This window comes from Actinomadura rubteroloni (genome assembly GCF_002911665.1).
GTDB classification, from domain to species: domain Bacteria; phylum Actinomycetota; class Actinomycetes; order Streptosporangiales; family Streptosporangiaceae; genus Spirillospora; species Spirillospora rubteroloni.
Map to the genome: position 1 here is coordinate 1,421,572 of NZ_MTBP01000002.1, position 9,760 is coordinate 1,431,331.

A 9,760-nucleotide genomic window follows, 5' to 3' on the forward strand; every position below is an offset into this window, starting at 1 on the left:
GTGACCCCGACGAATCCGCACCGCATCCGTTTCAGCGTCGATCTGCGTCCCGCGCTGGGCTCGACGTTCCAGCCGACCGGGTTCCCCGACCTCGGCCCGGCGACGTTCACCCGTTACACCGACACCGGTGAGCTGCAGGAATGCCTGCTGGTGGAGTCGGTGCAGTCGATGGCCAACCGGCTGGAGGGCGCCGCCTGGGACGAGGCGGCCCGCGACCAGCACCCGGTGTTCAGCGGCCTTCCCTATGTGCGCGTCCACCGCGCGGGCGACCCTGAGGCGTTCCTGACGTCGAGCCGCCTGGAGGCCCACCGGCTGGCGTCGGCGTTCGTCCGCGAGGCCGAGTTGGACGGGACCAAGATGCTCAAGGTCATCGCCGAACGGCTGCATCTGGCCAAGGACACGCCCCTCGACCGCACCGCGATGGCCCGCGCCCTGCTGGCCCTGGACCCGTTCGCACTCCTGCACGGCGTGTTCTTCAACCAGAAGGAGTGGTTCGGGCAGCCGCGGTTCGCCCGCGCGGTGTCGGCGGTGATCGAGGCGTATGACGTCCGGCAGGCCGTGAGCGGCGGACGCAAGTCCGACCACGTCCGCCACCAGCTCGACAAGAACGGCACCGGCGGCGGCACGAAAGAAGGCTACGGCTCCATCCCGTTCCACCGCGTGGAGTGGACCGCCCGGACGATCACCGCGATGTTCACCGTCGACGTCGAGCTGCTGAGCTCCTACGGCCTCGGCGACGACGTCACCGACCTGCTCACCGCGATCGCACTGTGGGAGATCCGGTCCCTGCTCACCGGCGGGCTGCGCCTGCGGACCGCATGCGATCTCGACCCCGTCGGCGACCTCCCCGAGGAACTGCCCACCCTCGCCGACCTGACGGACCGGATCACCGGCCTCATCTCCGCCTGCCGCGCCGCCGACCCCGACGTGTTCGGCGTCGGCGGGCCGCTGCCGGTCGCGTGGAAGGCGGCCTGACCCGTCATGCCCGTCACGCTCGCCGTCCACTTCCCCTGGAAGCGTTACCACGCCACCCCCTGGGGCCACTACGTCAACGAAGGCCTCGTCGAACTTCCACCTTCGCCCTGGCGGATCCTGCGCGCCCTGTACTCGGTGTGGAAACTCCGCATCCCCGATCTGAAAGCCGACGTCGTTCACAGCCTTCTCACCCAGCTCGCCGTCCCGCCCGACTACTTCCTGCCGCCGTACCAGGTAGCCCACAGCCGGCACTACCTGCCCAGCACCAAGCACCGCACCGGCGCCGCCGACGCGAACCTCGGTCTCGACGCCTTCGCCTCTCTCGGCGGCGACGCCACCATCCGCGTCCGGTGGCCCGGCGACCTCAACGCGAAGCAGACCGAGGCGCTCGCCAAACTCGCGGCCTCGCTGCCCTACCTCGGCCGTGCCGACAGCATTTGCGCAGCCGGCCTCGCGTCCCCCGGCTGGGCGCCCACACCCGACTTCGCCGTAGCGACGCCTCTCATCAGCGATGAACTCGCGCCGGGAATGGAACGGGTCCCCCTTCTGGCGCCGGAACTCCCGCTCGACCTGGAAGCGCTCATCACCGACACCGCCAGCGTCCGCAAGGCTCGGCTCGTCTACCCGCCGGGCAGCGGGCTCATCGAGTACGCCGTCCCGTCCCCCGCCGCGTCCCGCCCTCGGCGGCCCGCCGTGACGACACCCTTGCGGGACAGAGCGTCAACATCTGGTACTCGAACGGCACTCGCTCAGGCTCGCGGCGACAGCACGTCGAACGTCACGACCGTCCGGTTCGCGCTACACGGCACGCCTCTCCCCCGCGTCACCGACACCGTGATCGTCACCGACCTGCTGCGCGCGGCCAGCCTCAAGGCCCTCGACCAGGTCGCCGGCCCCCGCACCCGTCCCAGCAACCTCGTCGGACGCGACGAGAACGACCAGCCCCTCACCGGCCACCAGCACGCCCACTACCTCGCCCTCGGCGACCAGGACACGATCGACGAACTCGTCATCTGGGCACCCGGCGGCCTCACCGACCAAGAACTCGCCGCCCTCGACCAGCTCGCCAACACCGCTCTCGGAGTCGGCCCGAACGTCAAAGGACCACGCGACCTACACGTCCGCATCACCGCTTACGGCAACAAGGACGCTCTCCCCCATGACCTGACCGCCACGTCCACCAGTTGGACCACCCGCACCCCCGTCCTGCTCCAACGCTGGGCACCGGCCCGCATCCCAGCCGACACCCATCTCATCAACGAGATCCACCGCGAACTCGCCCACCGCAACATTGCGACGCCCGTCACCATCACCGTCCTGCCCGCCCACGACTGGAGCCGCTACCGCCGCCACCGCCCCACCCGCCAGCAGCCACGCAACCACCGTCCGCTCTACGGCCTGCGCCTCGACTTCACAGCCCCCGTCCCCGGCCCCCTCCACCTCGGCGCCAACACCCACTTCGGCCTCGGCCTCTTCCAACCCACCCCGCCATGACCCGACCACCCACCGACTTCGGAACCCCAAGCACCCACAGAATCACCGGGAGGTTCCGAAGCACGTTGCAACACTCGACTGGACAAACTGGACAACAACCGAGCACTCCCTCAGCCACTCCCAGTAGTAACCGCAGTTCGCGCGGCGTCGCACCGGCCAGAAAGGGCCGGTCACCGTTGGAGGAGCTCGAAGGCGGCGAGCCTGACGGTGCGGTGGGCGTCGCACCGGCCAGAAAGGGCCGGTCACCGTTGGAGGGTGTATCTCGCGCGCGGGCGCCCGGGGGCTACCGCGTCGCACCGGCCAGAAAGGGCCGGTCACCGTTGGAGGGAGTCCCCGTGGCTGACACTCGCCCCTCCGCACGCGCCCGTCGCACCGGCCAGAAAGGGCCGGTCACCGTTGGAGGCTCTTCACCGAGGCGCGGACGGTGAGGATGTTCGGCAGTCGCACCGGCCAGAAAGGGCCGGTCACCGTTGGAGGGATGACAAGACCAGCCGCGCCACCTTCGGGGACTGGTCGCACCGGCCAGAAAGGGCCGGTCACCGTTGGAGGGGCCCACATCGCGATGCAGGCTGCCTCGGACAGCGGGTCGCACCGGCCAGAAAGGGCCGGTCACCGTTGGAGGGTGCTGGCCTGGGTCTGCCGGGGCTGGCGCGACGAGTCGCACCGGCCAGAAAGGGCCGGTCACCGTTGGAGGGCCGAGGCCGTCAAGACCGCGATCACGACGGAAGAGGTCGCACCGGCCAGAAAGGGCCGGTCACCGTTGGAGGGTCCAGTGCGCCGAGGGCACGGCGCGCGAGCGCGTCCGTCGCACCGGCCAGAAAGGGCCGGTCACCGTTGGAGGCTCGCCATCGATCCCGCCGTGGTGGTAGGCCGCGGTCGCACCGGCCAGAAAGGGCCGGTCACCGTTGGAGGTCGGGAAGGCGGAGGCCGACGCCGCGTGGATCGCGTCGCACCGGCCAGAAAGGGCCGGTCACCGTTGGAGGGTCTCGGTCCACGATGCGATGACCGTGGTCCCCTGGTCGCACCGGCCAGAAAGGGCCGGTCACCGTTGGAGGACCTTGGCGTCCCACGCCTTGGCGTGCCGCTCCGGGGTCGCACCGGCCAGAAAGGGCCGGTCACCGTTGGAGGGTCGCGAACGACATCTGCGTCGTGCTCGACCTCCACCGTCGCACCGGCCAGAAAGGGCCGGTCACCGTTGGAGGCGGCGGGTTCGGGGTGCGGCAGCGCACGGCTTTGGAGGGTCGCACCGGCCAGAAAGGGCCGGTCACCGTTGGAGGGGGAAGTCCGATCGCGGCGCCCGCGCGCCCGACTACCGGGTCGCACCGGCCAGAAAGGGCCGGTCACCGTTGGAGGCAGTCTGTATTACGCATCACCCCCGAATGCCTCTGTCGCACCGGCCAGAAAGGGCCGGTCACCGTTGGAGGGCGTCGACCACGACCGGATAGCCGCCCTGGAGTGCGGTCGCACCGGCCGGAGAGGGCCGGTCACCGTTGGAGGTACGGCGACGGCAGCGCGAGGATCGCCGAGGCGTCGAGTCGCACCGGCCGAACCGGTCCGGTCACCGTTGGGGCGAGCAAGGGCGCTTCGCCACTGACGCCCTGGCTGCGTCGGTCTACTAGTGAGAAGCCGTGCCGGTCGTCCACGGGTGGGCGGCCGGCACGGCTTCTTTGATCGTGGACAGGACACGAACACGCCGGTCTCTGTCCCGTCTCTCCTTGGGAGGGCTTGGGAGATGGTCGGGTTAGACGGTGTCGTTGCGGAGGGCGTGAATCAGCGCGGCGAACTCGGCGCGGCCGAGGGACAGGCGCGGACCTTCGGGGTCCTTTGAGTCACGGACGCCGACCACCGGAAACAGGTCCGCAACTTCCACGCACTGCCCGCCGTCAGCGCTGCTGTGGGACGACTTGCGCCACCTGGCGCGCGTTGAGTCGGTCATCGTAGCTGCTCTCCATCAGGGACGTGATCAGGTCGATGCTCGCCGAGGTCGTCAGGGCTACATTCCTGACCAGCTCGAACCGTTCGGAAAAGGAGGCTACCGCCTGCGGGTCCTGAATGTAGGAGCCGTAGCCGCCCGACTCTATGTAGGCGGCATCGGAAGGTCCCGTGAGTGTCGTGAACGATCCCGCGAGTCCTTCGTGGTAGCCGATGTTCTCGGGCACTACCTGGATGTGAACTTTGGGCCGCTGGCACATTTCCAGCAGGTAGGCCCACTGCGCCCGCATCACATCGGGCGGGGCGACCATCGCACGGAGCGCGCGTTCCTCGTGGACGATCCAGAGCCGGGGCGGGTCATCCCTGCCCAGCACCCGCGCCTGGCGCTCCATGCGCTGCACCACCCGGGTCTCGATCTCCGCCGCCGTGCGCTGCTCTGACGTGTAGATGGCGCGGATGAAGTCCTCGGTCTGGAGGATCCCGGCGATCATCAGCGCTTCGTAACTGCGGATGAGCGCCGCCCGCACCTCGTGCTGGGAGTATTCCGCAAACCCCGGCACGGTCCGTACGGGTCCGGGACGCTCCATCGCCTCCTGAATGTCCCGAAATAGGCGATCGGTGTTCCAGTAGGTATCGCAGTCTTCGGCGAACTTGAACGAGGGCCGCTCGGCGCCCGTCTCGACCTGCCAGATCCACGTACCGGTGTAGCCCATCGCGGCGGCGAGGGCGTCCATCGAAAGGCCCGCCGCGGTCCGTCTTCCGCGGAGCTGCTGCGCGTACAGCGTGGGCAGATCGTGCGGATATATGGGCGGGGACGTACGGCGCGCCATCTGGCGGACACCTCCCGGGGGACGTCTTCGGCAAGGGAACCGCAAGTCGGAGGGGACCGTGCGTGCCTTGCCCGATGCTCAAGGCTGCTTTGTAGCCGAGCCTATGCCGTCCGTCACAGACTCGTGGGCACTTCACCGAACGCAGGAAAGGGCATCCCATGAGCCTCGAAAAGCCTTGTGACGGCGGCGCGGGCGACAGCGCCCGAAATGGTCGCCCTCGCCGACTGACGACCGATATGGCGATGGTGCGGTTGGGGGTGCTGGACCAGGCCGCGCACGACGCCCACCGGATGACGACCGAGGTCACGTCCGTGGACGGCGGCCAGAATCACTACGTGCGTCTGGACCGTCCCGGTCGGGCTCCCGCGCGGGTGTTCTGCGCGCCCCGCGCCGAGGACTCCGATCGCCCCTGGCTCTACGGCGATGGCGACGGCGACGGCGGCGTGTGGATCGCCGACGCGTCCGGCGGCGCGGGTGTCACTGCCGCGCTCGCGTGGCTGAAGGGCAAGGCCGACGCGCAGGCCGATGAGCAGGCCGATCAGCAGGCTGGCGAGCAGGCCCGGATGTGATCGGCGATGTGGCCGCATCGACGCCGCCGCAATCCCGGCAGGCACTCGGCCGCAGGACTGCGGCAGCGCGAACAGGCACGCGACGAGCCGCAACAGCGTCCCGCCTACCCGCAGCGTCCGGCGCCGGCGCCGCTTCCGGCGCAACGCCCGGCACCGCTCCCGGCCCAGGGGGAACTGCCGTACGGGCAACCGCCGCGCGGGTCGTACGGGTCGTACGACCCGTGGTGGGAGCAGTCGGCCGGACGATCGCGGCGATGAGCGCACCGCGCGGGTCTTGCGGCCAGTGGTGAACGCCGGGGCGAGACGGACCGTTCGGGGAGGGCGGTCCGCCGGACCCGACCGGTGACCCGCCCTGCCAAAGCCCGCACAGGCACCAGCCATCCACAACAACACCCATCGAGAACCGGAACCTGACGACCATGACCAAGAAGCCCGAAGAGCCGCAGCAGCCGACCCTCTACACCCCGGCCGAAGTCGCGAACTTCTTCCGCGTCGATCCCAAGACCGTCACCCGCTGGGCGCGGACCGGGACGCTGAACCCCGTCACCCTGCCGTCCGGCCACCGCCGCTACCACGCCTCGGAGATCCACCGCCTCCTCCAGATCGGTAACGCCGCCGCGCACACCACCACCGACCCCGAGCCCGGACCGAGCCCCCGCGCCCGCGCCGTCCTGGACAGCGTCATCCGCGACTACTTCAACGGCGACCCCAGCGCCGCCATCAAGGCCATCCGCACCGACCGCGACTGAACACCCGACAGCGCCCGAGCCGCCCGTCCGGCTCGGGCGCTGCTCTCGCGCGCCGAGGGTGATCCCCTCATCGGCTCGCGGTGTTCTCACGAACACACGGGGCCGGACTCGTCGGCCGTGCCGGTTCCGTGCTCTTGATCAGCCACAGGCCGGTGAACACGGCCGTGGCCAGGGTGACGATGCCCGCCACGACGAAGGCGCTGTCGAGTCCCTGCTCGAACGAGGCGCCGCCGGACTGCCGGGTGCGGACGACGGCCCCGAGCACCGCCACGCCGAGGACCGCGCCGATCTGCCGGGTGGTGCTGCTGACGCCCGAGGCCAGGCCGCCCTCCTGCGGACCGACCGACTGGATCGCGGCGCCGGTCAGCGGGGACATGGCCAGCGCGAACCCGCTGCCGACGACGGCCAGCCGCCACCACACGTTCGCGTAGCCGGTGTCGGCGTGCACGAAACCCAGGGCCAGCAGGCCCAGCCCGGCCGGCGCCAGGCCGAGGGTGACCATGATCCGGAAGCCGTACCGGGCGGCGAACCGGCCCGCGAACGGGCTCACGACGACCATCGCGAGCGTGGCGGGCAGGGTCTGCACCCCGGCGCGCAGGATCGAGGTGCCCTGGACGTAGACGAAGAACTGGGAGAAGAAGAACGACGAGCCCATGAGCGCGAACCCGACCACGATCATCGCCGTGTTGGACACCGCGAACAGCCGTTGCCGGAAGAGCCGCACGGGCAGCATCGGCGCCGGAACCCGCGCTTCGACGACCATGAAGACGGCGAGGGCCACGGCTCCGGCGGCGAAACCGCCGAGGATCACCGGTGCGGTCCAGCCTCGGGAGCCGCCCTCGATCAGCGCGTAGGTGAACGACCCCACGCCGAGGACGGACAGGACGGTTCCCGGCACGTCGATCGCCGGAGCGTTCGGGTTGCGGGACTCGCCCAGCACCCGCAGGCCGACGACCAGCAGGACCGCGCCGACGGGCACGTTGACGAGGAAGATGGCGGGCCAGCCGAACGCCTCCACCAGGACGCCGCCGGCCAGGGGTCCGGCGGCCAGCCCGATTCCGCTGAGTCCGGCCCACAGCCCGATCGCTTTGACCCGCTCCTGCGCGACCGGGTACGCGGCGGCGAGCAGGGCCAGCGAGGCGGGGCTCAGCGCCGCGGCCCCGATGCCCTGCACCACCCGTCCGGTGATCAGCCAGCCGATCGAGGGCGCGGCGGAGCACAGGACGGACGCGGCGGTGAACACGACGACGCCGGCCAGGAACATCTTCTTGCGGCCGAAGCGGTCGGCGAAGACGCCGCCGGACAGCAGCAGCATGGCGACCAGCAGCACGTACGCGTCGACGATCCATTGCAGTCCGGTCAGCCGGGTGTGCAGCCGCTCCTGCATGTCGGGCAGCGCCGCGCCGACGATCGTGTTGTCGAGCAGCACCATGAACTGCCCCAGGCAGGTCACCGTGAGCAACGCCGCCCGGTTCGGCACGGTCACGGGCGATGCAGGCTTCATCGTTCCTCCTAAAGCAGTCCGTCACTGCTTTAGGGACGCTAGCCGATCGGATGTCTAAACGCAACTGATGACTGCGATAAGGTGACGCCATGGGAGAGCGAGAACCGGTCCGGCGGCCCGGCGGACGCAGCGCACGCGTCCGCGCGGCGGTACACCAGGCCGTCACGGACCTGGTCGGCGAGCGCGGCTACGGCGAATTCACGGTCGGTGACGTCGCAGCCCGCGCGGGCGTGGCCGACACCAGCGTCTACCGCCGGTGGGGCACCCTGGAGGCCCTGCTCACCGACGTGGCGCTCACGCGGCTGAAGGCCCGGTCGCCGATGCCCGACACCGGGACCCTGGCCGGCGACCTGCACGCCTACGCGGCCCAGGTGGCGCGCGAGATCACGGGACCCGAGGGCCTGGCGGTGCTGCGCCTGGTCGTCGCCCTGTCCAACCGGGGCGAACGGGGCCTCCAGGCGCGTGACGACTTCCTCGCCGAACGCGCCGGGCTCGTCCAGGGCATGCTCGACCGCGCCGCCGACCGTGGCGAGCGTCCACCCGACGGGCTGGACGTCCTGGACCACCTCATGGCCCCGATGTACATCCGCGTCCTGTTCGGCGCGGGCCCGCTCACCCCGGACTACATCGCCGGGCTCGTCGACCGGCTCCTGGCGCAGCCCTGATCTCTTCGGCCCGCGGTGCGGTCACCGGTCACCCGACCGGGCTGCCTGGGGCGGACGGGTTTCGTAAAAGCGGGCGAAGGCGGCCGGATGGGTGTGAGTGGGACGGTCGCGCAGGTGGTTGTGGGTGAGACCTTTCCGAAACCCCTCCTCCCGTAGTTTCGCCGATAAGAGAGTCAGCGATCTGCGGAGGCAAGAGATGGAAGATGGTCGTAGCTCCACCGGCAAGAAGAAAGCACTGCGGCTGCGCGGGTCCGCTTTCCTGGCCACCGGATGCGTGGCCATCGCGCTGTTCGCGAGCGCGTGCGGCGGCGACGACTCGGGCAAGGGGGTGGCCGGATCCAAGACGGGGACCAACGCGTCGGCCACGCCCGCCAAGAAGGCCGACCCGATCGAGTTCTCCAAGTGCATGCGCGAGCACGGCGTCACCGGATTCCCCGACCTGGACGCCAACGGCAACTCGGTCGGCACGCCCGGCCCCGACGCGGTGGACGGCAAGTCGCCCGTTTTCCAGGCCGCCGAAAAGGCATGCTCGGCGCTCAAGCCCGGCCAGAAGTCGCGGCCGGACATGAGCAAGTACCGCAACGACCAGATCAAGTACTCCAAGTGCATGCGGGACAAGGGCGTCTCGAACTTCCCGGACCCGAACGCCAAGGGCGACCTGGAGCTGGACCCGTCGAAGTCCGGCATCGACCCCAAGTCGGAGCAGTTCAAGACCGCCGAGAAGGCGTGCCGTCCGCTCCTGGTGGTCCCGCCCGGCGCCCAGGTTCCGCAGGGCTGACCTCGTCGGTCCCGGGCCGGGTTCGCACTCGGCCCGGGACTGCGGCGCTCACCCGCCGACCGCGCCCGCACAGGGACCTCCGCCCACCGGACGGTTCGCTCTGCGGCCGGTCCCGGGGCGAGCGCCGTTTCGCTGCGCGGTCTCTCCCGCCCCGGGACCCGTCCCCCGGGGCACTCCGCCCGGACGTCCGCGCTGCGGCTCAGGTGTCGGCGCGGAGTTCCGGCAGGACCGGCCGGGAGGCTCGTCCCGGCCGGTCCTGCCGGG

At 70.5% G+C, this 9,760-nt stretch carries 8 protein-coding genes, 1 pseudogene and 1 CRISPR repeat array; of the genes and pseudogenes, 6 read left to right on the forward strand and 3 right to left on the reverse strand.

Annotated features, from left to right (window positions below; translation table 11 throughout):
- Positions 1 to 975 carry a type I-G CRISPR-associated RAMP protein Csb1/Cas7g gene (gene cas7g, locus BTM25_RS18165; protein WP_205648140.1) on the forward strand — a complete coding sequence of 325 codons (975 nt, stop codon included), beginning with the start codon at positions 1 to 3 and terminating at the stop codon, positions 973 to 975.
- 6 nt (positions 976 to 981) lie between these two features.
- Complete coding sequence (gene csb2 / locus BTM25_RS18170; RefSeq protein ID WP_103564044.1) at positions 982 to 2,469, forward strand: type I-G CRISPR-associated protein Csb2; 1,488 nt, start codon at positions 982 to 984, stop codon at positions 2,467 to 2,469.
- 146 nt (positions 2,470 to 2,615) lie between these two features.
- Positions 2,616 to 4,040: direct repeats of the CRISPR family, unit length 37 nt; unit sequence GTCGCACCGGCCAGAAAGGGCCGGTCACCGTTGGAGG.
- Between the two features lie 170 nt (positions 4,041 to 4,210).
- On the opposite strand, the gene BTM25_RS18175 is transcribed toward csb2, so the two are convergent.
- Together BTM25_RS18175 and BTM25_RS18180 are read right to left on the reverse strand one after the other, a co-directional pair.
- Positions 4,211 to 4,405, reverse strand: a complete 195-nt coding sequence (locus tag BTM25_RS18175) for a DUF397 domain-containing protein (protein ID WP_103564045.1) — start codon at positions 4,403 to 4,405, stop codon at positions 4,211 to 4,213.
- The gene (locus tag BTM25_RS18180) at positions 4,353 to 5,231 is read right to left on the reverse strand and encodes a helix-turn-helix domain-containing protein (RefSeq protein ID WP_103564046.1); all 879 of its coding nucleotides are present in this window, start codon (positions 5,229 to 5,231) and stop codon (positions 4,353 to 4,355) included. The genes BTM25_RS18175 and BTM25_RS18180 overlap by 53 nt, the downstream gene beginning before the upstream one ends.
- A 158-nt stretch (positions 5,232 to 5,389) precedes the next feature.
- Here BTM25_RS18180 and BTM25_RS18185 point away from each other — a divergent pair, with 158 nt between their 5' ends.
- On the forward strand, positions 5,390 to 5,800 hold the full coding sequence (locus BTM25_RS18185) for a hypothetical protein (protein ID WP_146059075.1): 411 nt from the start codon (positions 5,390 to 5,392) through the stop codon (positions 5,798 to 5,800).
- A 419-nt stretch (positions 5,801 to 6,219) separates the two neighbouring features.
- Positions 6,220 to 6,399, forward strand: a pseudogene (locus tag BTM25_RS30380) (helix-turn-helix domain-containing protein); the annotation flags it as partial.
- A 217-nt stretch (positions 6,400 to 6,616) separates the two neighbouring features.
- Here BTM25_RS30380 and BTM25_RS18195 read toward each other — a convergent pair.
- Positions 6,617 to 8,053: an MFS transporter gene (locus BTM25_RS18195; protein ID WP_103564049.1), complete on the reverse strand. Its 1,437-nt coding sequence runs from the start codon at positions 8,051 to 8,053 to the stop codon at positions 6,617 to 6,619.
- An 89-nt stretch (positions 8,054 to 8,142) separates the two neighbouring features.
- Between BTM25_RS18195 and BTM25_RS18200 the strand changes: the two genes are divergently transcribed.
- Together BTM25_RS18200 and BTM25_RS18205 are read left to right on the forward strand one after the other, a co-directional pair.
- Positions 8,143 to 8,718, forward strand: coding sequence for a TetR/AcrR family transcriptional regulator (locus tag BTM25_RS18200; protein ID WP_103564050.1), 576 nt, complete (start codon positions 8,143 to 8,145; stop codon positions 8,716 to 8,718).
- Between the two features lie 196 nt (positions 8,719 to 8,914).
- The gene (locus BTM25_RS18205) at positions 8,915 to 9,496 is read left to right on the forward strand and encodes a hypothetical protein (RefSeq protein ID WP_146059076.1); all 582 of its coding nucleotides are present in this window, start codon (positions 8,915 to 8,917) and stop codon (positions 9,494 to 9,496) included.
- Positions 9,497 to 9,760 lie beyond the last annotated feature (264 nt).

Excerpts from the sequence above, each read along its gene's own strand:
- BTM25_RS18195 (WP_103564049.1), bottom strand. The coding sequence starts at position 8,053 with ATGAAGCCTGCATCGCCCGTGACCGTGCCGAACCGGGCGGCGTTGCTC.
- BTM25_RS18185 (WP_146059075.1), top strand. The coding sequence starts at position 5,390 with ATGAGCCTCGAAAAGCCTTGTGACGGCGGCGCGGGCGACAGCGCCCGA.
- BTM25_RS18205 (WP_146059076.1), top strand. The coding sequence starts at position 8,915 with ATGGAAGATGGTCGTAGCTCCACCGGCAAGAAGAAAGCACTGCGGCTG.
- BTM25_RS18200 (WP_103564050.1), top strand. The coding sequence starts at position 8,143 with ATGGGAGAGCGAGAACCGGTCCGGCGGCCCGGCGGACGCAGCGCACGC.
- BTM25_RS18180 (WP_103564046.1), bottom strand. The coding sequence starts at position 5,231 with ATGGCGCGCCGTACGTCCCCGCCCATATATCCGCACGATCTGCCCACG.
- BTM25_RS18175 (WP_103564045.1), bottom strand. The coding sequence starts at position 4,405 with ATGACCGACTCAACGCGCGCCAGGTGGCGCAAGTCGTCCCACAGCAGC.
- csb2 (WP_103564044.1), top strand. The coding sequence starts at position 982 with ATGCCCGTCACGCTCGCCGTCCACTTCCCCTGGAAGCGTTACCACGCC.